This window comes from Streptomyces sp. NBC_01006 (assembly GCF_045162725.1).
In the GTDB taxonomy this organism is placed as follows: Bacteria; Actinomycetota; Actinomycetes; order Streptomycetales; family Streptomycetaceae; genus Streptomyces.
This window is the reverse complement of sequence record NZ_CP108700.1, coordinates 3,045,817-3,068,722: the sequence shown is the minus strand read 5'-3', so window position 1 is coordinate 3,068,722 and position 22,906 is coordinate 3,045,817. Positions and strand designations below refer to the sequence as shown.

At 72.5% G+C, this 22,906-nt stretch carries 21 protein-coding genes; 9 read left to right on the top strand and 12 right to left on the bottom strand.

Translation table 11 applies throughout. From position 1 onward, the window contains the following. Positions 1-69 precede the first annotated feature (69 nt). From OG509_RS13920 to OG509_RS13880, 9 genes are all read right to left on the bottom strand, one after another. Positions 70-1,167 carry a glutamate ABC transporter substrate-binding protein gene (locus OG509_RS13920; RefSeq protein ID WP_406182891.1) on the bottom strand — a complete coding sequence of 366 codons (1,098 nt, stop codon included), beginning with the start codon at positions 1,165-1,167 and terminating at the stop codon, positions 70-72. Between the two features lie 5 nt (positions 1,168-1,172). Further along, positions 1,173-2,582 (bottom strand): hypothetical protein, encoded by a 1,410-nt coding sequence (locus OG509_RS13915; RefSeq protein ID WP_406182889.1) that lies wholly within the window; start codon positions 2,580-2,582, stop codon positions 1,173-1,175. A gap of 176 nt (positions 2,583-2,758) precedes the next feature. Further along, the gene (locus tag OG509_RS13910) at positions 2,759-3,814 is read right to left on the bottom strand and encodes a BadF/BadG/BcrA/BcrD ATPase family protein (protein WP_406182887.1); all 1,056 of its coding nucleotides are present in this window, start codon (positions 3,812-3,814) and stop codon (positions 2,759-2,761) included. After that, complete coding sequence (locus OG509_RS13905) at positions 3,805-5,079, bottom strand: 6-phospho-beta-glucosidase (protein WP_406182885.1); 1,275 nt, start codon at positions 5,077-5,079, stop codon at positions 3,805-3,807. Before OG509_RS13905 ends, OG509_RS13910 begins: the two co-directional genes overlap by 10 nt. Before the next feature lie 5 nt (positions 5,080-5,084). Next, positions 5,085-6,008: a carbohydrate ABC transporter permease gene (locus OG509_RS13900; protein WP_406182883.1), complete on the bottom strand. Its 924-nt coding sequence runs from the start codon at positions 6,006-6,008 to the stop codon at positions 5,085-5,087. A 1-nt stretch (position 6,009) separates the two neighbouring features. Further along, complete coding sequence (locus OG509_RS13895) at positions 6,010-6,972, bottom strand: carbohydrate ABC transporter permease (protein WP_406182881.1); 963 nt, start codon at positions 6,970-6,972, stop codon at positions 6,010-6,012. Between the two features lie 6 nt (positions 6,973-6,978). Continuing rightward, on the bottom strand, positions 6,979-8,313 hold the full coding sequence (locus tag OG509_RS13890) for an ABC transporter substrate-binding protein (protein WP_406182879.1): 1,335 nt from the start codon (positions 8,311-8,313) through the stop codon (positions 6,979-6,981). 123 nt (positions 8,314-8,436) lie between these two features. After that, positions 8,437-9,690 carry an ROK family protein gene (locus OG509_RS13885; RefSeq protein ID WP_406182877.1) on the bottom strand — a complete coding sequence of 418 codons (1,254 nt, stop codon included), beginning with the start codon at positions 9,688-9,690 and terminating at the stop codon, positions 8,437-8,439. 177 nt (positions 9,691-9,867) lie between these two features. Then, positions 9,868-10,953, bottom strand: a complete 1,086-nt coding sequence (locus tag OG509_RS13880) for a mechanosensitive ion channel family protein (RefSeq protein ID WP_406182875.1) — start codon at positions 10,951-10,953, stop codon at positions 9,868-9,870. Positions 10,954-11,215: 262 nt separating this feature from the next. On the opposite strand from OG509_RS13880, the gene OG509_RS13875 reads away from it, so the two are divergent. The 4 genes from OG509_RS13875 to OG509_RS13860 all read left to right on the top strand — a co-directional run bounded on the left by OG509_RS13875 (position 11,216) and on the right by OG509_RS13860 (position 14,626). Continuing rightward, a complete protein-coding gene (locus OG509_RS13875; RefSeq protein WP_387287326.1) occupies positions 11,216-11,752 on the top strand; it encodes an HNH endonuclease in 537 nt (178 codons plus the stop codon). A gap of 291 nt (positions 11,753-12,043) precedes the next feature. After that, positions 12,044-12,301 carry a hypothetical protein gene (locus OG509_RS13870; protein WP_406182873.1) on the top strand — a complete coding sequence of 86 codons (258 nt, stop codon included), beginning with the start codon at positions 12,044-12,046 and terminating at the stop codon, positions 12,299-12,301. A 22-nt stretch (positions 12,302-12,323) separates the two neighbouring features. Further along, a complete protein-coding gene (locus tag OG509_RS13865; RefSeq protein WP_406182871.1) occupies positions 12,324-14,357 on the top strand; it encodes a 4-alpha-glucanotransferase in 2,034 nt (677 codons plus the stop codon). Positions 14,358-14,377: 20 nt separating this feature from the next. Continuing rightward, positions 14,378-14,626 carry a hypothetical protein gene (locus OG509_RS13860; protein WP_406182869.1) on the top strand — a complete coding sequence of 83 codons (249 nt, stop codon included), beginning with the start codon at positions 14,378-14,380 and terminating at the stop codon, positions 14,624-14,626. Positions 14,627-14,762: 136 nt separating this feature from the next. Here OG509_RS13860 and OG509_RS13855 read toward each other — a convergent pair whose 3' ends face one another. After that, the gene (locus OG509_RS13855; protein ID WP_406182867.1) at positions 14,763-15,293 is read right to left on the bottom strand and encodes a MarR family winged helix-turn-helix transcriptional regulator; all 531 of its coding nucleotides are present in this window, start codon (positions 15,291-15,293) and stop codon (positions 14,763-14,765) included. A gap of 112 nt (positions 15,294-15,405) precedes the next feature. Here OG509_RS13855 and OG509_RS13850 point away from each other — a divergent pair, with 112 nt between their 5' ends. The 3 genes from OG509_RS13850 to OG509_RS13840 all read left to right on the top strand — a co-directional run bounded on the left by OG509_RS13850 (position 15,406) and on the right by OG509_RS13840 (position 18,248). Next, positions 15,406-16,341, top strand: a complete 936-nt coding sequence (locus OG509_RS13850) for an EamA family transporter (RefSeq protein ID WP_406182865.1) — start codon at positions 15,406-15,408, stop codon at positions 16,339-16,341. A 61-nt stretch (positions 16,342-16,402) separates the two neighbouring features. Continuing rightward, a complete protein-coding gene (locus OG509_RS13845) occupies positions 16,403-17,332 on the top strand; it encodes a DMT family transporter (protein ID WP_406182863.1) in 930 nt (309 codons plus the stop codon). Positions 17,333-17,342: 10 nt separating this feature from the next. After that, on the top strand, positions 17,343-18,248 hold the full coding sequence (locus OG509_RS13840; protein ID WP_406182861.1) for a LysR family transcriptional regulator: 906 nt from the start codon (positions 17,343-17,345) through the stop codon (positions 18,246-18,248). A gap of 115 nt (positions 18,249-18,363) precedes the next feature. Here the strand turns inward: OG509_RS13840 and pepN are convergent, their stop codons facing one another. Then, the gene (pepN, locus tag OG509_RS13835; RefSeq protein WP_406182859.1) at positions 18,364-20,946 is read right to left on the bottom strand and encodes an aminopeptidase N; all 2,583 of its coding nucleotides are present in this window, start codon (positions 20,944-20,946) and stop codon (positions 18,364-18,366) included. Positions 20,947-21,097: 151 nt separating this feature from the next. On the opposite strand from pepN, the gene OG509_RS13830 reads away from it, so the two are divergent. Both OG509_RS13830 and OG509_RS13825 read left to right on the top strand, forming a co-directional pair. Then, positions 21,098-21,328: a type II toxin-antitoxin system ParD family antitoxin gene (locus tag OG509_RS13830; RefSeq protein ID WP_406182857.1), complete on the top strand. Its 231-nt coding sequence runs from the start codon at positions 21,098-21,100 to the stop codon at positions 21,326-21,328. Positions 21,329-21,335: 7 nt separating this feature from the next. Continuing rightward, on the top strand, positions 21,336-21,662 hold the full coding sequence (locus OG509_RS13825) for a type II toxin-antitoxin system PemK/MazF family toxin (protein ID WP_406182855.1): 327 nt from the start codon (positions 21,336-21,338) through the stop codon (positions 21,660-21,662). Positions 21,663-21,715: 53 nt separating this feature from the next. On the opposite strand, the gene OG509_RS13820 is transcribed toward OG509_RS13825, so the two are convergent. After that, a complete protein-coding gene (locus OG509_RS13820) occupies positions 21,716-22,744 on the bottom strand; it encodes an aspartate-semialdehyde dehydrogenase (RefSeq protein WP_406182853.1) in 1,029 nt (342 codons plus the stop codon). Positions 22,745-22,906 lie beyond the last annotated feature (162 nt).

Genomic DNA, 22,906 nt, shown 5'->3' with positions numbered 1-22,906 from the left:
CTGCCGACTGCGCCTCCACCAGCCCCGCCTCCGCTTCCCCGACATCGGGCTCCGACTCTGCCACCTGTCTCAGCCATCCCGGTACTTCGGCGCGGGCGGTCCGGCCACGCCGGGCAGAACGGGCTTGAGGTGCGTCACGTACGCCTGCATCCAGGGGCTGCCGTCACCGCCGGCGCGGTAGTTCTCCAGCACCTTGTTGACCCGGCGCACCAGGTCGGAGGCGTCCTTGTTCATGGCCACCCCGTAGAACTCCCTGGTGAACGGGGAGCCGACGAGGCGCACCGACGGGTCCTGCGCGGCCTGGCCGGCCGCGAGCGCGTTGTCCGTGATGATGCCGTCCACCTCGCCCAGCTGGAGCCGGACCAGGCAGTCGAGCTGGTTGGGCACGCTGACCGGCACCGAGCCGTACGGCTGGGCCTTGAGCGCCGCCTCGGCCGTGGAGCCGGCCGCGGTGCAGATCCTGCGGTCCTTCAGCGAGGCGTCGTACCCGGTGATCGGCGAGCCCTTGGGGGCCAGGACCTGCTGCCCGGCCTCGAAGTACGCCGTCGAGAAGGCGACGTCCTCCAGCCGCTTGCAGTTGATCGTCATGGTCCGTACGACGACGTCGACGCGGCCGTCCTGGAGCGCGGGGACGCGCTGGCTGGTGGGGATGGCCCGGTAGATGACCGCGCTCTCGTCGCCCAGGATGTCCTTCGCGATGGCCTTGACCAAGGCGATGTCGAACCCGTCGAGCCGGCCGTCGACCGGGTTGCGGTAGCCCCACTTGAAGCTGTTCTGGTCCACGCCCGCGACGAGTTTGCCCGCCTTGCGGATCCGCTCGATGGTCGGCCCGTCCACGCCGTTCGGGCGCAGGCTGGCCTCCGGGTCCTGGCAGGTGTCGGTGAGCGCCCAGGGGGCCGGGGCGGCCGCCATCGAGGCGGGTTCGCGGACCACGGCGGGGTGGCCGCTCTCCGGGGCCGCCTGGGCCAGCGGCAGCAGGACGGCCGCGGCCGTGACCGCGCAGGCGGCGGCCATCGCGCTCACCCCGCCCCAGCCGCGCAGCCGCGCCGCCACGCGCCGCGGCCCGGAGGCACGGGGCACCGGGCCGGGCATCCCGGCCGCACCGGGTGCTCCGCCGTCGTGGCCCTCGCCGTGGCCCTCGTCGTGGGACTTCACGCGTATCCGCATCGCTGTCACCTGTACTCCGAAAGCCGGCGCCCGATGCCGAGCAGTGCCGCCGCCGCGCCGATGACCGCCAGGGCGGCCGAACCCGTCACCAAACCGCCCAGCGCGCCGAGCCCGCCCCGGGCCGCCCGGGTGAACTCCTTCTGCTCATGGGCCACTGCCTGCTCCAGGGACGCGTCCACCGTGTCGAACGATGCCCCGCTGCTGTCCTTGTGGTCCTTGTCCCCGATGACCTGGGGCAGAGCGGCCTGGTAGTCACCGCGCAGGTCGGTCTCCCGGGCCGCCGCGTGCCGCTGCTTCCACTGCTTGACGCCGTCCTCGGCGCGGGCCACCGGATCCCGCCCGCTGCTGTCGTCGGCCAGCTTCCGCGCCGTCGCCAGACCCGCGTCCAGCTCCTTCATCTCGGCCGTGAAGTCCACGTCGTACTTGTCGGACTTGTTGTCCGCGGCCAGTACGGCGCCCCGCGCGATCAGGGTCAGGTTCTCACTGGCGCGCGCCTGGAGGGAGGCGATCCGCGCGTCGTTGAGCACCTTCAGCGACTCCTGCCCGTCCACTCGAGCCTCGGCCAGCCCCGACCGGGCGACCGTGTGCCCCACGGCCAGCCACAGCAGCACCACCAGCGAGGCGGCCGTGGCCGCCACGAGGCCGTGGTTGAAGACCCGGTTCGTGCGGCGGTAGTTGCGGCGCTGCGCCCACGCCAGCGCGGCGAGCGCGAGCAGGCCCGCGCCGAGCGAGGCCAGCGGCAGCGAGCGGGCATCGTCGTAGTCCGTGTAGAGGCGGCCCGTCTCCGCCTCGTACAGCCGCTGCGCGGCGGGCAGCAGCTGGGTGCTCATCTGCTCGTTGGCGTACCGCAAATAGGCGCCGCCCAGCGGCAGGCCCTGTTTGTTCGTGGCGCGGGCCTGCTCTATCAGGCCCGTGTAACGGGGCAGCTGCTCGCTCAGCAGCGAGATCTGCTTGCGCGAGTCCTCGTCCGCCCCGGTGTTGGCGGCCGCGTTCACCAGCAGCTTCGAGGCGTTGGCGATGTCCTTCTCGTACCGCTCGCGGACCTCGCGCGGCTCGTCGCCGCCGGCCAGGAAACCGCTGGAGGAGGCCGTGTCGGCATCCGCGAGGGAGCGGTAGAGGCTCGCCGCGTCCGCGCTCAGCGGCTGGCTGCGGCCCACCACGTCGTCCGCGGCGCCGACCCGGGAGGAGATCTGCCAGACGGTCACCATGCCGAACAGCAGCACCAGGGCGGCCAGGACCGCCCCGATGATCCGCAGCCGGCCGGGCTCGGTCGTGGCGGCCGCGCGCAGCCGCTCCACGCCCTCGGCCCAGGCCGTACCCGGCCGGGGAGGCGCCTCCGGCGGGCCTCCGGGGGGACCCGGGGGCGGCACGGCGACAGCGCCCCCGGGCGCGGGCGCGCGTGATGTGATGGCCACCTGACCTCCCCCTCGGTCCTGACTGCTCCGCAGCAGTATGGCCGTAGTGGCGGTCAACCACAGCACCCGGTGCTGGATCTTGGCGATCCCCCCGGTGCGCGCCGACCCCACCCCTTCACCGTGAATACGTCTCCACGGCCGCCACGGTTCCAGACGCGGGGCCTTCCGGGGCGGGTTCACCCGAAATGGGCACGGAGTTTTCCATGGGCCTCGGGCAGGGCGCCGAGCGCGTCCAGCCCCAGCAGTCCCGCACCCAGTACGGGCGGGGCCGAGACCACCGACACCCGGGCACGCGGTGCCCGCCGGGCCAGCCCGGCCGCGATCCGCCGGTCCAGCTGCTCGTGGCCGGCCGTGAGGACACCGCCGCCGAGCAGCACCGGAGCCTCCTCCTCCAGCAGGTCCAGCCGGGCCAGCGCCACCGCAGCCAGCACCACCACCTCGTCCGCCTGCCGCTCCACGATCGCCGAGGCCACCGCGTCGCCCGCCGCGGCCACCGAGAACAGCACCGGCACCAGCTCGTGGGTCCGCCCGTGCGCCAGCGTCCCCAGGTGCAGCGCCTCGATCAGCTCGGCCATCGAACCGAGCCCGAAGTGCCCCGGCAGCGCCGCCGCCAGCTCCGTCGGGCCGCCCCGCCCGTCCTGCGCCCGCGCCGCCCACCACAGGGCCTCCGCGGCCAGGCCGCCCCCGCCGCCCCAGTCCCCGGAGATCTGTCCGAGGGCCGGGAAGCGGGCCGTGCGCCCGTCGGGCCGCATCCCCACGCAGTTGATGCCGGCCCCGCACACCACCGCCACACCCCGCGGCGGCTCGCCCCCGGAGAGCCCGGCCCGCAGGATCGCGAAGGTGTCGTTGAACACCCGGGTGGCCGAGCCCCAGCCGCGCGCGCCGATCGCGTCCGCGAGCCGGCGCTCCTCCACCGGTAGGTCGGCATTGGCCAGACACGCCGCGACCTGCTCGGCGTACGGCTCACCGGGCGCGGGCAGGGGCAGCGCGGCCGCCTCGGCTGCCTCCGCGACCGCCTGCGCCAGTACGTCCACCGCCTCCTCGACACCGGTGCGCGGCGGCTGGAAGCCGCCGGAGCGCCCGGTGCCGAGGACCGTGCCGTCCGCGGCGATCAGGGCCGCGTCCGTCTTGCTGTTGCCCGCGTCGATGGCCAGGACGGCGGGCCGGGCGGGAGGGGCGGACCTGGGGGTGGGGGCCGACCTGGGGGTGGGGGCGGTAGGGGTTACGCCCATGCCAGGTGCTCCTTGTTGTGCGCGAGGAGACGGTCGGTCAGCCCCTGCGCGAGGTCGAACTGGCCGACCAGCGGGTGCGCCAGCAGCGCCTTGAAGACCCGCTCGCGACCACCCCGTACGGCCGCGTCCAGCGCCAGGTCCTCGTACGCCGTGACGTGCGCGACCAGACCGGCGTACAGCGGGTCCAGCCGGGGCACGGCCAGCGGCACCGGGCCGGACCGGTCCACCCGGGCCTGCACCTCGATCACCGCGTCGTCCGGGAGGAACGGCAGGGTGCCGTTGTTGAGCGTGTTGACCACCTGCACGGCGGCCGGGCCCGGCCCGCCGTCGCCCAGCAGCGCCGCCGCCAGGTCCACGGCCGCCTCCGAGTAGAAGGCCCCGCCCCGCTTGGCCAGCAGCTCGGGCTTCTCGTCCAGCGCCGGATCGGCGTACAGGGCGAGCAGCTCCTGCTCCATCGCGGCGACCTCGGCGGCCCGCGCGGGCTTGCCGCCCAGCTCGCGCACCACGGCGTCGTGCGCGTAGAAGTACCGCAGGTAGTACGAGGGCACGACGCCCAGGCGGTCCAGCACCGCGCGCGGGAGCCGCAGGTCCTCGGCGACGGCCGCGCCGTGCTCGGCGAGCAGCCCGGGCAGCAGGTCCTCACCGTCGGGGCCGCCCTTGCGCACCCCCAGCTCCCAGGTGAGGTGGTTGAGGCCCACGTGGTCCAGGTGGATGTCGGCCGGGGCCAGGTCCAGCAGCGCCGCGAACTTCCGCTGGAAGCCGATGGCCACGTTGCACAGTCCGACGGCCTTGTGCCCGGCCCGCAGCAGGGCGCGGGTGACGATCCCGACCGGGTTGGTGAAGTCGATGATCCAGGCGTCCGGGTTGGCCCGCCGGACCCGTTCGGCGATGTCCAGCACCACCGGCACCGTCCGCAGCGCCTTGGCGAGCCCGCCGGCGCCGGTGGTCTCCTGCCCCACGCAGCCGCACTCCAGCGGCCAGGTCTCGTCCTGGAGCCGGGCCGCCTGCCCGCCGATGCGCAGCTGGAGCAGGACCGCGTCGGCGCCCTCGACGCCCGCGTCGAGATCGGCGGTGGTGGTGACCCGCCCCGGGTGCCCCTGCTTGGCGAAGATCCGCCGGGCCAGCGCGCCGATCAGCTCCAGCCGCTCGGTGGCGGGGTCGATCAGCACCAGCTCGCTGATCGGCAGGGTGTCGCGCAGCCGCGCGAAGCCGTCGATCAACTCGGGCGTGTAGGTGGAACCGCCGCCCACCACTGCGAGTTTCATGGTCACTAGCCTTTCACTCCCGTCAGGGTGACGCCCTCGACGAACGCCTTCTGGGCGAAGAAGAAGAGGACGATCACCGGCGCCATGACCAGCACGGTCGCGGCCATGGTGAGGTTCCAGTTGGTGTGGTGCGCCCCCTTGAAGGACTCCAGTCCGTAACTGAGGGTCCAGGCGGCGGGGTTGTCCGAGGCGTAGATCTGCGGGCCGAAGTAGTCGTTCCAGGCGGAGAAGAACTGGAACAGCGCGACGGCGGCGATCCCCGGCTTCGCCATCGGCAGGACGACGCGCAGCAGGGTGCGGACCTCGCCGCAGCCGTCGACCTTGGCCGCGTCCAGGTACTCGTCGGGGATGGTCAGCAGGAACTGGCGGAGCAGGAAGATCGAGAACGCGTCGCCGAACGCCATCGGGATGATCAGCGGCCACAGCGTGCCGGACAGGTCCAGCTGCTTGGCCCAGAACAGGTACATCGGGATGACCACTACCTGCGGCGGCAGCATCATCATGGCGATCACCAGCAGCAGCGACAGCCGCCGCCCGCGGAAGCGGAACTTGGCGAGCGCGTACGCCACGGGCACCGAGGAGACCACGGTCAGCAGTGTGCCCAGCCCCGCGTACAGCAGGGTGTTGCGCCACCAGGTCAGGAAGCCCGGGGTGTTCCACACCTTCGCGTAGTTGCCCCATTCCCAGGTGTCGGGCACCAGGTCGCGGGTCAGCGCCTGCTGGTCGCTCATCAGGGAGGTCAGGAAGAGGAAGACGAACGGGAGGACGAAGAACAGGGCGGCGGCGACGCCGAGTGCGTGCACGCCGATCCAGTGCAGGAGGGCCTTGCGGCCGGCGCTGCCGCCGCTGCGGCGCGGTCCGGTCGTCCGTGAGGCGGCCCCGGACGTCCTCGCGGCTGCGGGCACCTTCGTGTCGGTCAGCTGGGCCATCTCAGTCACCTGCTCCGATCAGCCCGCCACGGCGGCGCATCAGGAGTGCGGTGAAGGCCATGGAGAGGGCGAAGAGGACCAGCGCGACGACACACGCGGTGCCGTAGTCGAAGCGCTGGAAGCCGACGTTGTAGACGACCTGGGGGAGGGTCAGCGTGGACTTGTCGGGGTAGCCCGGTTCGAACTGCTGGCCCGAGCCGCCGATGACCCCCGCGGCGACCTTCCCCGCCACCAGGGGCTGCGTGTAGTACTGCATGGCCTGGATGACCCCGGTGACCACCGCGAACAGGATGATCGGCGAGATGTTCGGCAAGGTGATGTGCCGGAACCGTGCCCAGGCGCCGGCCCCGTCCAGCTCCGCGGCCTCGTACTGCTCCTTCGGTACGTCGAGCAGCGCGGCCATGAAGATGACCATCAGGTCGCCGACCCCCCACACCGCCAGGGCGGTGAGCGCGGGCTTGGACCAGTCGGCGTCGGTGAACCAGCCGGGGGCGGGCAGGCCGACCGCCTCCAGCAGGGTGTTGACCGGGCCGGTGCCGGGGTTGAGCAGGAAGACGAAGGCCAGGGTCGCGGCCACCGGCGGGGCCAGGTAGGGCAGGTAGAACAGGGTCCGGAAGACCCCCGCCCCCGTTTTGATCTTGGTGATGAGCAGGCCGACGCCGAGGCCGAAGACGACCCGGCAGGCGACCATCACCACGACCAGCCACAGGGTGTTGCGCATGGCCGGCCAGAACAGCGGATAGTCCGTGAAGACGTACGTCCAGTTGTCGAGGCCGTTGAAGACGGGCGGGCGGAAGCCGTCGTACTTCGTGAAGGAGAAGTACACGGTGGAGAGGAGCGGGTACGCGAAGAAGACGGCGAACCCGATCAGCCAGGGCGACATGAAGGCCGCGGTCCGCAGGGCGGACCGCCGGCGCTTCGCCCGCAGCGGGGGTGCGACGGCGCTGGTGCCGGTGCTGGTCATCGGAGGCTACTTCGCCTTCGCGATGTCCGTGTCGATCTGCTGCCCGGTCTTGGCGAGACCGGCCGGGATGTCGGCGACATCGCCCTTCTCGACCGCGTACGCGAGGTCCTGGAAGGTCAGCTGGTAGGTGCCGCCGTCGGCCTGGGCCGGGGTGGTGTTCGACTTCGGGTGCCGGGCGATGTCGATGAAGGTCTTGAACTCCGGGGTGACCTGGAGGTTCGGGGACTCCAGGGCCGCCAGGGTGGAGGGCACGTTGTGGATGGCGTTGGCGAACGCCACGACCGCCTCGGTGTCGGTGGTCATGTACTTCACCAGCTCCCAGGAGGCGTTCCGCTTCTTGCTGCCCGAGGCGATGCCCATGATCGTGCCGGAGAGGTAGCCCTTGCCGTAGTCGGCGACCTGGTCGTCCGGCACCGGCAGCGGCGCGGTGCCGATCTCGAAGGTGACTCCGGCCTCCTTGGCCATCGCCGCCCGCCACTCGCCGTCGATCTGCATCGCGACCTGGCCCTTGTGGAAGGGGTGCTCGGCGCTCCACTCGTCGCCGAAGGTGCTGCGGAACTTCTCCAGCTTCTCGTAGCCGCCGAGCTTGGCCACCAGGTCCTTCTGCGCCGTCAGCATGCTCGCGAACGCCGGGTCCTTGGCCAGGTTGGACTTGCCGTCGGCGTCGAAGTACTTCGGGCTCCACTGCGCGGCCAGGCGCACGGGGGTGGTCTCGTAGCCGTGGTAGGTCGGCATGACGCCGAGCTGGTCGTACGAGTCCCCGTCGGGCTTGGTCAGCTTCTGCGCGACCTCGGCGAACTGGCTCCACGTCTTCGGCGGCTCGGTGATGCCCGCGGCCTTGAAGGCGTCCTTGTTGTAGACGAGGCCGTACGCGTCGTTCAGCAGCGGCAGCGTGCACTGGTTGCCGTTGAACTGGGTGTACTCCAGCAGGGTCTTGGGGAAGACCTTCGCCTTGTCCATGCCGGACTTCTGGAGGAAGGGGTTCAGATCGGCGAAGGCACCGGAGTTGCAGAACTTGCCGACGCTGTCGGTGGTGAAGGAGGAGACCACGTCGGGGGCCTTGTCCCCGCCCGCGCGCAGCGCCTGGTTGATCTTGTCGTCGGTCATGTTGCCCGTGACCTTGACCTTGATGTTCGGGTGCGCCTTTTCGAACCGGGCGATGTTCTCCTCGATCGCCTTGGCCTCGCTCGGCGCGGACCAGCCGTGCCAGAAGTTGAGCGTGACCTCCTTGTCCGGATCGTCGGAGGCCGCGGTGCCGCTCTGGCCCGTACACGCGGTGGCGAGGACGGACAGCGCGGCGACGGCGGTGGCCGCGGCGGTCAGACGGCGGGTTCTGGGCATGGCGGGGCTCGCTCTCTGCGGGAGGAACTTCCGGTACGGGGCCAGGGGATGCGACGAGGAGTGGGGTGCCGGGGGTGGTGCAGGGGGTGGTGCCGGGGGTACTGGTCCTGCGGGGTGGGGCGGTCAGCGGCGCGAGGTGTCGAAGACCTCGTCGCGGGTGGCGGCGAGGGCGCTCTCCAGCGCGCCGCGCAGTACGGGCCGGTCGCGTACGGTGCCGGACACCAGGCGTGGCCGGGAGGGGGCGAGATCGGCGAGCTCCGCCTCGACGAGCTCGCGCAGCGGGTCCCCGCCGGCGGTGGTCACCGCGCCGGACAGGACCACGATCTCCGGGTCCAGTACGGCGACCAGCGAGGCGATGCCGGTGGCCAGGGCGGTGGCGTACTGGCGCAGCAGCAGCAGGTTCGCCCCCTCCGGGTGCCCGGCGGCCTGCGCCAGCAGGGCGACCGCGGTGGCGACCGGCGTGGCGAGCGGCGTGACCGCCGCTCCGGCGCCGGGTCCTGCGGGCTGCGCGGCGGCGGCCCCGGGCGGTACTCCGATGCCCAGCGCGGCCGCCATCCCGGGCACCGCCTGTACGCCGGCCAGTTCCTGGTAGCCACCGGAGTTGACCTGGGTGACCTGCCGGACCAGGGGATGGCCCGGCACGGGCAGGAAACCGACCTCCCCGGCGCCGCCGGTCCACCCGCGGTGCAGCCGGCCGCCGAGCACCAGGGCGGCGCCGAGGCCCTCCTCGTTCCACAGCAGGACGAAGTCCCCGTGGCCGCGGGCCGCGCCGAGCCGCTGCTCGGCGACCGCGGCCAGGTTCACGTCGTTCTCGTACTCGACCGGCATCGGCAGGGCCGCCGCGAGCTCCTCCAGCAGGGTGGGGGAGTGCCAGCCGGGCAGGTGGTCGGCGTAGCGCAGCGCCCCGGTCCTCGGGTCGAAGGACCCCGGGGTGGCGATGACGACCCGGTGGATGTCGGAGCGCTGGAGCCCGGCGTCCTTGACGGCCCCGCCGAGGGCCAGGGTGACCCGGTCGACGGCCCCGGTGCCCTCGGCGTACGGGAGCTCGTGGCTGCCGATCACCTCGCCGGTGAGGTCGGCGACGGCCGCGACGATGCCGCCCGGGGTGACGTCCAGTCCGGCGACGTGGGCGGCGCGCGGGTTGACCCCGTACAGCTGGGCGCTGGGGCCGGGGCGGCCGCCGGCGGTGCCGGAGGCCACGACCAGCCCGGCGGCTTCGAGGCGGGCCAGCAGCTGGGAGGCGGTGGGTTTGGAGAGCCCGGTGAGCCGGCCGATCCGGGTGCGGGACAGGGGTCCGTGCTCCAGCAGCAGGTCCAGCGCGGCGCGGTCGTTCATGACGCGCAGCAGGCTGGGGGTACCGGGGGTGGTGCCGGTCATGGGCGCTCTCCGCTCACCTGGCCGTGGCCCTGGCGTGGCCGTGGCCTTCAGGAACTGTTAGGTAAGTTTCCTATCGGTGTTTGAGCTGTGTCAATGCCGCTGCCCCCGCAGAAATGAACCTGCGGGGGCAGCGGAGTGGTGCGAGAGAGAGGGAGGAGAAAGGAAAGAGGGGAGGGGCTACTTGGTGATCCGCGGGGCGCCGGCGGCCGGCGGCGGGATCGGGGCGGTGGCCAGGGACTGCGGGGAGGCCGGGTTGGCGAGCGCCGACGGCGCGGCCACGGCGGCCGACGGGTCGGCCGCGTCCTCCTCGTCCTCCGCGGCCGGCAGACCGCCGATGATCCGGATGCCGGCCTCGTCGAAGGCCTCCTTGATCCGCCAGCGCAGCTCGCGCTCCACGGCGAACTGCTGGCCCGGCATCGTCTTCGCCGACACCTTCACCGTCATGGAGGCCAGCAGCACCTCGTCCAGGCCCAGCACCTCCACCGGGCCCCACAGGCGCTCGTCCCACGGGGACTCCTTGGCCAGGCCATCCGCGACGTGCTTGACCACCTCGCGGATGCGGGTGAGGCTCTCCGACGGCTTGACCTGGACGTCCACGCCCGCCGTCGCCCAGCCCTGGCTGAGGTTGCCGATCCGCTTGATCTCGCCGTTGCGGACGTACCAGATCTCGCCGTTGTCACCGCGCAGCTTGGTGACGCGCAGGCCGACCTCGACGACCTCGCCGGAGGCCACCCCCGCGTCGATCTTGTCGCCGACGCCGTACTGGTCCTCAAGGATCATGAACACGCCGGACAGGAAGTCCGTCACCAGGTTCCGCGCGCCGAAACCGATCGCCACACCGGCCACGCCGGCACTCGCGAGCAGCGGGCCCAGGTTGATGCCGAGCGCGCCGAGCACCATCAGCCCGGCCGTGCCGAGGATCAGGAACGAAGCCACCGAACGCAAGACCGAGCCGATCGCCTCCGAGCGCTGCCGCCGGCGCTCCGCGTTGACGAGGAGCCCGCCGAGCGCCATGCCCTCGACGGCCTCGGCACCCCGGTTCATGCGCGTTATGAGCTTGGTCAGCGACTTGCGGACCAGCGAGCGGAACGCGGCCGCGATCACCAGGATCAGCAGGATCTTCAGGCCGAGGTACAGCCATCCGGCCCAGTTCTCCTCGATGAAACTGGCGGCGTTCGTGACGCTCTCGTGGGCCTCCTTGACGGAAGCGGCCGGGTCCGGGGCGTCGGCTGCCAGGGGCAGCAGGGCGGCAGGCCAGGGCACGACGGGAACCTCCAGGTATAGCGGTCTGCCCGCGGAAAGGGGTGTGCGGGGCAGGCCATCCACACTAACGGGGCATTCGGGTGACCCCGTTGCCGTGTTCGAGGGAGAGACCGGGTTCACCTGGGGATGAAGCGGGTGTGGTTGAAAACACCTCGGACCCGTTACGGGCGCGTGGTGGCGCTTCGACCAGCCGTAAGGGGAGACTGGAGAGCAGATCGTCCCGGCGCGAGCCACGCGCCGCCGGCGTACAAGGAGGCAGTCCGTGCCGCACGTCCTGGTCCTCAATGCGTCGTACGAGCCGCTCGGCGTCGTACCGCTCCGCCGCGCGCTCGTCCTCGTCCTGGAGAACAAAGCTGTCTCTCTGGAGGAATCCGGCGCCTTTCTGCACAGCGCGACGAGAGTCGTCCCCGCGCCCAGCGTGGTCCGGCTCAAGCGCTTCGTGCGGGTCCCCTACCGGGGGCCCGTTCCACTCACCCGCCGCGCGCTGTTCGCCCGCGACGGCGGGCGCTGCATGTACTGCGGCGGGGTCGCGACCAGCGTCGACCACGTGATCCCGCGCAGCCGGGGCGGGCAGCACGTGTGGGACAACGTGGTCGCCGCATGCCGGCGGTGCAACCACGTCAAGGCGGACCGGCACCTGCTGGAGCTGGGCTGGCGCCTGCGCCACCAGCCGGAGCCGCCGTCGGGTCTGGCCTGGCGCATCATCGGCACGGGCCACCGGGATCCCCGCTGGATGCCGTACCTGGAACCGTACGGGGCGGAAGCGGCCCTGGACCGCATCGGCGCGGCCGCGTCGTAGCAGCGGCGTCGTAGTAGAGGACGGAGCCGCCCCCGGACCCCGGGTCCCGGGGCGGTCCCCGCGGCGGGTGCGGGCTGCCGCCGTGCGGTGCCGTCTCCCCGTCCTGCCCAACCCGTCCTGCCCAGCCCGTCCTGCCCCGCCCCGCCCTCCGGAAGCCGGCGCGGGCGCCCGTCCGCCTGCCCCGCCGCCCGCGCCCGCCGGTCTGCGCCGCCGCGGGGGTTCTGACCTGGATGCGCCAGGAATGCGGTGCTGTCCACGGGGTATGGCTGCGATGTTCCCCAGCGGTGTTCCATGGTCCCTGACCCACCCTCACACCGCGTACGGACAAAGGAGCAACCGCCCGTGAACACCGCACCCGGCACCCGTCACACCCCTCTGCTCGCCCACCTGCCCGCGCAGGCCGGGCCCGCCGAGGGGCCCCTCACCAGCGAGCCCCCGCTCGCCGGTTCCGCGCACGCGCCGCTGACCAGCGAGCCCCCGCTCGCCGAAGAGGCCCCGCTGACGAGCGAACCGACCACGCCCGCCGCGGCCGCTGCCGCCGGCGACTAGACCCAGGGACACAGGTACTCACATGGACGACCTCGCCCGGCTCGCGGCGCTGCACGGCGTCGCCACCACCTACCAGCCCGCCGAGGACATCACCGTCCGGGTCCCGGAGGCCACCGTCGCCGCCGTGCTGCGGGAGCTGGGCGTGGACTGCGACACCCCGGAAGCCGTACGACGGCACCTGGCCGAAGCCGAGCGCGAGGCCGCGCACCGGCTGCTGCCGCCCGTGCTGGTGTGGTGGGCCGGGTCGGAGCCGCCCGCGGAGCTGGCCGCGCTCCCTCCCGGTACGCGGATCCGCCTGGAGGGCGCCGAGGCCGAGGGGGACGAGGCCGAGGGCCGCGGGCCGAGCGCGGAGCGCGCCGGCGACTCGGGCCGGGAGCCGGGGCGAGTGCCGCCGTTCGGGGTGCACCGGCTCGTCGCCGAGACCCCGGACGGGCGTACCGGGGACGCCACGCTGATCGTGGCTCCGGAGCGGGCGCCCGTCGGGGGCGGGCGGGTGCACGGGGTGCTCGTGCAGCTGTACTCCCTGCTCTCCGAGCGGTCCTGGGGCATGGGGGACCTCGGCGATCTCGCCGCGCTGGCCCGGTGGGCCGGCCGGGCCCACGGGGTCGGGTTCGTCCAGGTCAACCCGCTGCACGCCGCCGTGCCCGGGGAGCCGACCGACCCCTCCCCGTACCGGCCCTCCTCGCGCCGCTTCCCCGACCCCGTCCACCTGCGGATCGAGGACGTCCCCGAGTACGCCGACTGCCCCGACCGGGAGGCCCTCGCCGAACTCGCAGGCCAAGGCGCCGAGCTGCGCCGCGAGGTGACCGAGAAGGGCGCGCTGATCGACCGCGACGCCGTCTGGGAGCTGAAGCGCCGGGCCCTCGAACTGCTCTATGCCGCCCCGCGCACCCCCGAACGCGAGGCCGACTACCGACGCTTCTGCGCTGAGCAGGGTGCGGCGCTCGACCGGCACGCCGCCTGGTGCGCGGACCGCGATTTCGCAGGCGGGGCGGACTTCCACCGCTGGCTGGTCTGGCTGACGGACACCCAGCTCGCCGCCGCCCAGCAGGCCGCCCGCGAGGCCGGGATGCCGGTCGGCATCGTCCACGACCTCGCCGTCGGGGTGCACCCGCAGGGCTCGGACACCCTCGGTCCGCCCCTCTACGCGAAGGGCGTCTCCGTCGGCGCCCCGCCCGACGCCTTCAACGCCCGCGGCCAGGACTGGGGGCTGCCGCCGTGGCGGCCCGACCGGCTCGCGGCCACCGGGTACGCGCCGTTCCGGGCCCTGCTGCGCGGGGTGTTCCGCTACGCCGGCGCCCTGCGCATCGATCACGTCATGGGCCTGTTCCGGCTCTGGTGGATCCCGGAGGGCGCCCCGCCCGCCGACGGCACGTACGTCTCGTACGACGGCGAGGCGATGCTCGCGATCCTGGTACTGGAGGCCCACCGGGCCGGGGCCCCCGTCATCGGCGAGGACCTCGGGACGGTGGAGCCGCGCGTCCGCGAGGCGCTGGCCCGGCGCGGGGTGCTCGGCACCTCGGTCCTCTGGTTCGAACGCGACTGGGCGGGCGACGGGCAGCCGCTCGCCCCCGAGGCCTGGCGCGCCGACTGCCTGGCCACCGCCACCACCCACGACCTGCCGCCCACCGCCGCCAAACTGGCCGGCGGCCACGTGGAACTGCGCGACCGGCTCGGCCTGCTGACGCGCCCGGTGGAGGAGGAGCGGGCCCAGGACGCCGCCGACACCGCCCAGTGGCTGGACGTACTGGAGGGGCTCGGCCTGGACACCAAGGGCGAGGAGGCCGCCGTACGGGCCCTGTACGGCTTCCTGCTGCGCACCCCCGCCCGGATGGTCGGCGTATGGCTGCCCGACGCGGTGGGGGACCGGCGGCCGCAGAACCTGCCCGGGACCTGGGACCAGTACCCCAATTGGCGGCTGCCGCTGGCGGACTCGGCGGGACGGCCGCTGACCCTGGAGGCGCTGGCCGCCTCGCCCCGGGCGAACGCCCTGCTGAGCGCGGTGCGGGAGGGGGCGGGTGCCCGTACGGCACCCCCGGGCGCGCGCCGCGTTTAGGTGTTCGCTACGTTTGCACCGTGGACAAGAAGAACGCTCTGCGCGCCGGCGCCGTCACGGCCGGATCGACGCTGATGATGCTGCTCATGACGTCTCCCGCGCTCGCGGTGACCCGCGACGACGGCGACGACCCGGGCCAGGGCCTGAGCATTGCCCAGACCCTCGGCCTGTACGTGGCCACGCCGATCGTGCTGTTCCTGATCATCGTGGGCCTGGTGATGGTCCTCGACAAGTCGGACAGGCCGCAGAAGCCGCAGCCCACCAACTGAACAGACTGACCGACTGACCCGACCGGGTCGGTCCACTCAGGCTTCCGGGGCGCCGGGGGTCCGCAGGCCGATGCCTTCTCGGCTTCGGTGCGGACCCTCGGCGCCCCGTCGTGCGTTCCGGGGGCCGCCGTAGCCCCTAAGCCTGGACCCCGGCCATCAACTTGCGGAGCAGGCCCGTCAGGGCGGCGACCTCCTCGTCGCCGAGCCCCGCGAGCGCGGTGCGCTGCACCTCCAGCCCGGCGGCGACGGCCTCGTCGACGAGCGCGCGCCCGCGGTCGGTGATCGTCACCTGGAGCCCCCGCCGGTCGTGCGGATCGGGCTTGCGGCCGAGCAGACCGGCCTTCTCCAGCTTGTCCAGACGCCCGGTCATACCGCCCGTCGTGAGCATCAGCGTGGCCGACAGCTGGCGCGGCGAGAGCGTGTACGGGGCGCCGGAGCGGCGCAGCGTCGCGACGACGTCGAACTCGCCGCGCGAGATCCCGTACGGGGCGTAGGCCCGCTCCACCGCATCCCCCATGGCCCGGGCGATCCGGTAGATGCGGCCGAAGACGGCCATGGGAGCGGTGTCCAGCTCCGGTCGCACTCCATGCCACTGGTCGATGATCGCGTCGACGGCGTCCGCGGGGACAGGTTCCCTGTCGGCGGCGTCCTTGTTGGCCTCGGTCATGAAGCGCAGTATCCGGCCTTCCTCCGATCGTTCGCAAGAAAGTAGCTTGCCAGAAAGTAGCTTAAGGGTAAGCTACTTTCTTGTAAGCAGCCTACCGGGGGAGCCATCTGCCATGAAGCGTCTCGCCACCGTCGCCCTGACCGCCCTCGCCCCCATCTCCTGGGGCTCGACCTACGCCGTCGCGACCGAACTGCTCCCGCCCGACCGGCCCCTGTTCACCGGGGTCATGCGGGCCCTGCCCGCCGGACTCCTGCTCACGGCGCTGGCCCGCAGAATCCCGAGCGGCGCGTGGTGGTGGAAGTCCGCCGTCCTCGGCACGCTCAACATCGGCGCCTTCTTCCCGCTGCTGTTCCTCTCCGCGTACCGGCTGCCCGGCGGGGTGGCGGCCGTACTCGGCTCCGCCGGCCCGCTGTTCGTCGTCGGACTCGCCGCCCTCGTCCTGGGGGAGCGGGCGCGCCTGCGGACCGTACTCGCCGCCGTCGCGGGGGCGTTCGGCGTGAGCATGGTCGTCCTGACCGCCGCGGCCCGGCTGGACCTCGTCGGCATCATCGCCGGTGTGGTCTCCTCCGCCTCCATGGCCGCGGGCACGGTCATGACCAAGCGCTGGGGGCGTCCGGAGGGGGTCGGCCCGCTGGCCCTGACCGGCTGGCAGCTCACCGCGGGCGGGCTGGTCATCATCCCCGTCGCGGCCCTGGTCGAGGGGGCCCCGCCCGCGCTCGACGGCAACGCCTTCCTCGGGTACGGCTACATGATGCTGATCAACACCGGTATCGCGTACTGGCTCTGGTTCCGCGGGATCGGCCGGCTCACCGCCACCTCGGTCACCCTCCTCGGCCCGCTCTCGCCGCTCACCGCGGCCGTCATCGGCTGGGCGGCCCTCGGTCAGGCCCTGTCGCCCGTGCAGCTGCTGGGCATGGCGATCGCCTTCGGGGCCACGGTCGCGGGCCAGCTGTTCGCCGCCGGGACGAAGGTCGAACCGTTCAGTTCTACTGAACAAAATGATCGGAACATTTCGATGGACCTGACGGATGGCCCGGTGCGACGGTAGAGCCACTTCAAGCGAGACCAGAGCAGAACAGCACCCGAGGGGGAGACACACCGTGGCCGTCATGGACAGGGTCCGTACCGGTACGCAGCACCAGCCCGAGGCCGGGCCCGGCGGCCGGGCGGCGACGGGGTCCGCCGGCCTCGGCCTCCTCCTCGCCCTGGTCGCGACGGTCGTCTGGTCCGGCAGCTTCGTCGCCACCCGGGGGATGGCCGACACCGTCCCGCCCGTCCAGGCGGTGTTCTGGCGCTGGATCATCGCCGCCCTCGCCGTCGCCCCCTTCGCGGCCCGCCAGGCCTGGCGGCAGCGGGTGCTGATCCGCCGCCACCTCGGGTTCATCGCCCTCGCCTCGCTGTTCGGCGTCGCCCTGTACAACACGCTCGTGCACCAGGCCGGACTGACCACCTCCGCCTCCAACATGGGCATGATCATGGCCGCCTCGCCGGTCGTCATGGCGCTGTACGCCCGCCTCGGCGGCGAACGGCTCGGCGTCCGGCGGGCCCTCGGGCTGCTGCTCGCCGCGTTCGGGGTGCTGCTGCTCGTCGGGGACGGCTCGCTCGGCTTCGACTTCGGGGCCGGCGACCTGTGGATGCTCGCCGCCGCCCTCTCGTTCGCCACGTACAGCGCGCTGCTCAGGCGCAAGCCCGCCGAGCTCGGCGGACCGGCCTTCCTGATCACCACCTTCGTGCTCGGCGCACTGATGCTGGCCCCCGCGTACGCCGTGTCCGTCACCGTCCAGGGCGGCTTCGAGCTCACCGCGGGCACCGGCGGCATGCTGCTCTACGTCGGCGTCATGTCCTCCGCGGTCGCCTTCTTCGCCTGGAACAAGGCCATCTCGCTCATCGGCGCCGCCCGGGCGGGAGTCGTCTACTACCTCCAGCCGGTCTGCGTCGCCGGCCTCGGCCTCCTGCTCCTGGGCGAGCGGACGAGCCCGGCGGAGCTGCTCTGCATGGCGCTGATCCTCGGCGGCGTGAGCCTGGGGGCCCGCCGGTAGGTTCGGTCCCATGACCGAGTGGGACATCAAGAAGCTGCGGATCCTGCGGACCCTGGCCGACCGGGGGACGGTGACCGCGACGGCCGAGGCGCTGCACATGACGCCCTCGGCCGTTTCGCAGCAGCTGACCAATCTCGCACGGCAGCTGGGGGTGCCGCTGCTGGAGGCGCAGGGGCGCCGGGTCCGGCTCACGGACGCGGCGCACCTCGTACTGAGGCACGCGGAGGCGGTGTTCGCGCAGTTGGAGCGGGCGGACGCCGAACTGGCCGGGTACCTGTCCGGGGACGCGGGGGAGGTCCGGATCGGGGCGTTCTCCACGGCCGTGCCCGTGCTGGTGGTCCCGGCGGTGGCGGCGCTGCGCCTCAGCCACCCGGGGGTGGAGGTACGGGTACGGGAGACCGAGGCGGCGCAGTCGTACGAGCTGCTGGCGGCCGGCGCCGTCGACCTGGCCCTCTCGCTGGCGGCGCACGCCCCGACCGCCCGGGACCCGAGGTTCACCCGCATCACGCTGCTGGAGGACCCCCTTGACGTGGCCCTGCCGCCGGACCACCCCCTCGCCGCGGCCCCGGCCCTGCGGCTGGCGGACCTGTCCGGCGATCCGTGGATCTACGGGGGCAGCGGCCCCTGGCAGGAGATCGCCCGCAACGCCTGCGAGGCGGCCGGCTTCGTCCCCGAACAGGCGCACTCGGCATCCGGCTGGACCGCGATCCTGGCCATGGTCGAGGCCGGGATGGGCGTGGCCCTGGTCCCCCGCATGGTGTCGAGCCGCGCCTCGGGGGTGGCGGTGCGGGTCCTGGCCCACGACCGCCCCACCCGCCACGTCCTGGCGGCCACCCGCCGCGGCGGCGAGGGCGCACCGGCCGTGTCCAGGGTCCTGGCCGCCCTGCGCGCCGTGGCCGCGCAGCGCACCCCGTGACCGCACGGCGCACCCCGTGACCGCGACCGCACATCGGACCCCGTGACCGAACGCCGGTGCCCCGGCCCCGCGGGAGCGGGGACCGGGGCACCGGACGGTCGGGCTGCAGGGCGGCTCAGGAAGCCGACGCCGCGTCCGCGGACTGGGCCTTCAGGGCGCGGTCCACGCCCGAGCGGGACTCCGAGACCAGGCGGCGCAGGGCCGCGTTCGGCTCCGCCGAGGCCAGCCACGCGTCCGTCGCCGCCAGCGTCTCCGGGGAGACCTGGAGCGAGGGGTACAGGCCCACCGCGATCTGCTGGGCGATCTCGTGGCTGCGGTTCTCCCAGATCCCCTTGATCACCGCGAAGAACCTCTCGGTGTACGGGGCCAGCAGCTCGCGCTGGTCGGTCTGGACGAAGCCGCCGATCACCGCCTCCTGCACCGCGTTGGGCAGGTCGGCGGACTCCACCAGCGAGGCCCACGCCTCGGCCTTGGCCTCCGCCGTCGGGCGCGCGGCCCGCGCCGTGGCCGCGTGGCGCTCGCCCGCCGCCGTACGGTCGCGCTCCAGCTCCGCCGCGATGGCCGGCTCGCCCAGGACACCCGTCGCGACGAGGCGCTCCAGGAACGCCCACCGCAGCTCGGTGTCCACGACCAGGCCCTCGATCTCCGCCGCACCGTCCAGCAGCGCGGACAGGTACGTCAGCTGCCCCTCGGTGCGGGCCGTCGCCGCGAACGCGCGCGCCCACGCCAGCTGGTGGTCGCTGCCCGGCTCGGCGCCGCGCAGGTGCTCCAGCGCGGCCTCGGTCCAGATCGTCAGGCCCTCCTCACGCCACGCCGGGTCGGCGTACAGGTCGACGGCCAGCTTCACCTGCCGGTGCAGCGACTGGACGACGCCGATGTCCGACTCCTTGCCGATGCCCGACAGGACCAGGGCGAGGTAGTCGCGCGTCGCCAGCTCGCCGTCGCGGGTCATGTCCCAGGCCGAGGCCCAGCACAGCGCCCGCGGCAGCGACTCGGTGAAGTCGCCGAGGTGCGCGGTGACGTTCTCCAGCGAGACCTCGTCCAGGCGGACCTTGGCGTACGACAGGTCGTCGTCGTTCAGCAGCACGACGGCCGGACGGGCCCGGCCGACCAGCTCCGGAACCTCGGTCAGCCCGCCCTCGATGTCCAGCTCGATGCGGTCCGTACGGACGAGCTTGCCGCCGTCCAGGTCGTACAGACCGATCGCGATGCGGTGCGGGCGCAGCGTCGGCTCGCCCTTCGCACCCGCCGGCAGGGCCGGGGCCTCCTGGCTGACCGTGAACGCGGTGATGGTGCCGTCCGCGGCCGTTTCGATGCGGGGGCGCAGGACGTTGATGCCGGCCGTCTCCAGCCACGCCTTCGACCAGGCGGTCAGATCGCGGCCCGAGGTGTTCTCCAGGGCGCCCAGCAGGTCCGACAGGCGCGTGTTCCCGAACGCGTGCGCCTTGAAGTACGCCTGCACGCCCTGGAAGAAGGCGTCCGTGCCCACGTAGGCGACGAGCTGCTTGAGCACCGAGGCGCCCTTGGCGTACGTGATGCCGTCGAAGTTGACCAGGACGTCGTCCAGGTCACGGATGTCGGCCATGATCGGGTGCGTGGACGGCAGCTGGTCCTGCCGGTACGCCCAGGTCTTCATCGAGTTGGCGAAGCTCGTCCACGCCTGCGGCCACTTGGTGCCCTCGGCGGAGGCCTGGCAGGCGACGGAGGTGTACGTCGCGAACGACTCGTTCAGCCACAGGTCGTTCCACCACTCCATGGTGACCAGGTCGCCGAACCACATGTGCGCGAGCTCGTGCAGGATCGTCTCGGCGCGGCCCTCGTACGCCGCGTCCGTCACCTTCGAGCGGAAGACGTACTGGTCGCGGATGGTGACCGCGCCCGCGTTCTCCATCGCGCCCGCGTTGAACTCGGGGACGAAGAGCTGGTCGTACTTGGCGAACGGGTAGTCGTACGCGAACTTCTCCTGGAACCAGTCGAAGCCCTGGCGCGTCACGTCGAAGATCGCGTCGGCGTCCAGGAACTCGGCGAGCGACGGCCGGCAGTAGATGCCGAGCGGCACCGACTGGCCGCCGGGGCCCTCGTACGAGCTGTGCACCGAGTGGTACGGGCCGGCGATCAGGGCCGTGATGTACGTCGAGATGCGCGGCGTCGGCTCGAAGCGCCAGACGTTGTCCTTGACGTCCGCGGCATCAGGCGTGGGGGAGTTCGAGATGACCGTCCAGCCCTCGGGGGCCTTCACGGTGAACTGGAACGTCGCCTTCAGGTCGGGCTGCTCGAAGCTGGCGAACACGCGGCGCGCGTCCGGCACCTCGAACTGGGTGTACAGGTAGGCCTGCTGGTCGACCGGGTCGACGAAGCGGTGCAGGCCCTCGCCCGTGTTGGTGTAGGCGCAGTCCGCGACGACGCGGAGCTCGTTGGCGCCGGCCGCGAGGTGCGTCAGCGCGATGCGCGAGTCCCGGAAGACCTCGGCCACGTCCAGCGACTTGCCGTTCAGGACGACCTCGTGCACGGCCGGGGCGACCAGGTCGATGAAGGTCTCGGCGTCGGCCTCGGCCGACTGGAACCGCACGGTGGTCACGGACGCGTACGTGCCGCCCTCCTGCGCACCGCTGAGATCGACTTCGACCTCGTACGAGTCGACGGTGAGCAGCTTCGCCCGCTGCTGAGCCTCTTCACGGGTGAGATTCGTGCCAGGCACGCGGTCATCTCCTTTGATGGTGACGTTGCCGGGCCATCCTTCCATGCGGGCTCGCTCACCGCGTCGGAGTAATCCAGAGGCGAACGCGCCGAAGGCGCGACGAGCTTTGGCCATCGGTGGCGCCTGGTTCCTACCTCGGTAGGATGGGGGTATGAAGATCAGTGTGAGTCTGCCGCAGGAAGATGTCTCCTTCGTGGACGAGTACGCCACCAGAACGGAGGCGGCTTCCCGGTCCGCGGTGATACACGCTGCGATCGATCTTCTGCGCGCCGCGGATCTGGAGGCGGAGTACACGGAGGCGTTCGCGGAGTGGGACGCGAGCGAGGACGCGAAGCTCTGGGACCGCACGTCAGGCGACGGGATCACCGATGAGGCGTGGTGACATCTACATGGTCGATCTGGAGCCGGCCCGTGGAAACGAGGCCAACAAGATCAGGCCGGCTGTGATCGTCTCCGGCAACCCGGCCAACGAATCCGTTGCGCGCAACGGCCGAGGGGTTGTCACGGTGGTGCCGCTTACGTCGAACACCGCGAGGGTTCTCTCCTTCCAGGTATTCCTCAGCGGGGACGAGACGCGCCTGCCCAAGGACTCTAAGGTCCAGTGCGAGCAGGTCCGCGCCGTCTCACCGGTACGCATCCACCAACTCGTCGGTGCGGTCCCCCGCCAGCGGATGGCGGAGATCGACGCGGCGCTCCGGCGCCACCTGGCGCTCTAGGCACGCCCGAGGGGCGGCACCGACGCGGTGCCGCCCCTCGGGCGCATGCGGGATCAGCCGCGGAGCTCCTCCGCGACCAGCTCGGCGATCTGCACCGCGTTCAGGGCCGCGCCCTTGCGGAGGTTGTCGTTCGAGAGGAACAGCGCGAGGCCGTTCTCGGCCGTCTCGTCGGCGCGGATGCGGCCCACGTACGAGGCGTCCTTGCCCGCCGCCTGCAGCGGGGTCGGGATCTCCGAGAGCTCGACGCCCGGGGCGTCCTTCAGCAGCTCGTACGCGCGCTCCACGCTGATCGGGTTCGCGAAGCGGGCGTTGACCTGGAGGGAGTGGCCGGAGAAGACCGGTACGCGCACGCAGGTGCCGGAGACCTTGAGCTCCGGGATCTCCAGGATCTTGCGGGACTCGTTGCGGAGCTTCTGCTCCTCGTCGGTCTCGAAGGAGCCGTCGTCGACGATCGAGCCCGCGAGCGGGAGCACGTTGAAGGCGATCGGACGCTTGTAGACGCCCGGCTCGGGGTACGCGACGGCCTCGCCGTCGTGGACGAGCGCGGTCGCCTCGCCGGCGACGGCCTTGACCTGGCCGTCGAGCTCGGCCACACCGGCCAGGCCCGAGCCGGAGACGGCCTGGTAGGTGGTGGCGACCATCGCGGTCAGCCCGGCCTCGTCGTGCAGCGGGCGCAGCACCGGCATCGCTGCCATGGTGGTGCAGTTCGGGTTGGCGATGATGCCCTTGGGGCGGTTCTTGATCGCGTGCGGGTTGACCTCGGAGACGACGAGCGGCACGTCGGGGTCGCGGCGCCAGGCGGAGGAGTTGTCGATCACGACCGCGCCCTGGGAGGCGACCTTCTCGGCGAGGGCCTTGGAGGTCGAGCCGCCCGCGGAGAACAGGACGATGTCCAGGCCGGAGTAGTCGGCCGTGGAGGCGTCCTCGATGGTGATCTCCTGGCCCTCCCATTCGAGGGTCGAGCCCGCGGAACGGGCCGAGGCGAACAGCCGCAGCTCGTCCACCGGGAACTTGCGCTCGGCGAGGATGCCGCGCATGACTCCGCCGACCTGTCCGGTGGCTCCGACGATTCCGACCCTCACGGTGACTCCTTATTGGTACGTACGACGCGGGCGCGTGAAGCCATCATGCGTTCGACCCCACGAGGCTTGTCCAATCCATTGTCCGAGGAACGGACGGTGTCCCGAATGTGAACCCTCGTGACACGTTCGTGGCGGCTGTGTTGCACCCCCGCCCAGAGCCCG

Excerpts from the sequence above, each read along its gene's own strand:
- OG509_RS13920 (WP_406182891.1), bottom strand. The coding sequence starts at position 1,167 with ATGCGGATACGCGTGAAGTCCCACGACGAGGGCCACGGCGAGGGCCAC.
- OG509_RS13910 (WP_406182887.1), bottom strand. The coding sequence starts at position 3,814 with ATGGGCGTAACCCCTACCGCCCCCACCCCCAGGTCGGCCCCCACCCCC.
- OG509_RS13905 (WP_406182885.1), bottom strand. The coding sequence starts at position 5,079 with ATGAAACTCGCAGTGGTGGGCGGCGGTTCCACCTACACGCCCGAGTTG.
- OG509_RS13900 (WP_406182883.1), bottom strand. The coding sequence starts at position 6,008 with ATGGCCCAGCTGACCGACACGAAGGTGCCCGCAGCCGCGAGGACGTCC.
- OG509_RS13895 (WP_406182881.1), bottom strand. The coding sequence starts at position 6,972 with ATGACCAGCACCGGCACCAGCGCCGTCGCACCCCCGCTGCGGGCGAAG.
- OG509_RS13890 (WP_406182879.1), bottom strand. The coding sequence starts at position 8,313 with ATGCCCAGAACCCGCCGTCTGACCGCCGCGGCCACCGCCGTCGCCGCG.
- OG509_RS13885 (WP_406182877.1), bottom strand. The coding sequence starts at position 9,690 with ATGACCGGCACCACCCCCGGTACCCCCAGCCTGCTGCGCGTCATGAAC.
- OG509_RS13870 (WP_406182873.1), top strand. The coding sequence starts at position 12,044 with ATGGTCCCTGACCCACCCTCACACCGCGTACGGACAAAGGAGCAACCG.
- OG509_RS13865 (WP_406182871.1), top strand. The coding sequence starts at position 12,324 with ATGGACGACCTCGCCCGGCTCGCGGCGCTGCACGGCGTCGCCACCACC.
- OG509_RS13855 (WP_406182867.1), bottom strand. The coding sequence starts at position 15,293 with ATGACCGAGGCCAACAAGGACGCCGCCGACAGGGAACCTGTCCCCGCG.
- OG509_RS13850 (WP_406182865.1), top strand. The coding sequence starts at position 15,406 with ATGAAGCGTCTCGCCACCGTCGCCCTGACCGCCCTCGCCCCCATCTCC.
- OG509_RS13845 (WP_406182863.1), top strand. The coding sequence starts at position 16,403 with ATGGACAGGGTCCGTACCGGTACGCAGCACCAGCCCGAGGCCGGGCCC.
- OG509_RS13840 (WP_406182861.1), top strand. The coding sequence starts at position 17,343 with ATGACCGAGTGGGACATCAAGAAGCTGCGGATCCTGCGGACCCTGGCC.
- OG509_RS13830 (WP_406182857.1), top strand. The coding sequence starts at position 21,098 with ATGAAGATCAGTGTGAGTCTGCCGCAGGAAGATGTCTCCTTCGTGGAC.
- OG509_RS13825 (WP_406182855.1), top strand. The coding sequence starts at position 21,336 with ATGGTCGATCTGGAGCCGGCCCGTGGAAACGAGGCCAACAAGATCAGG.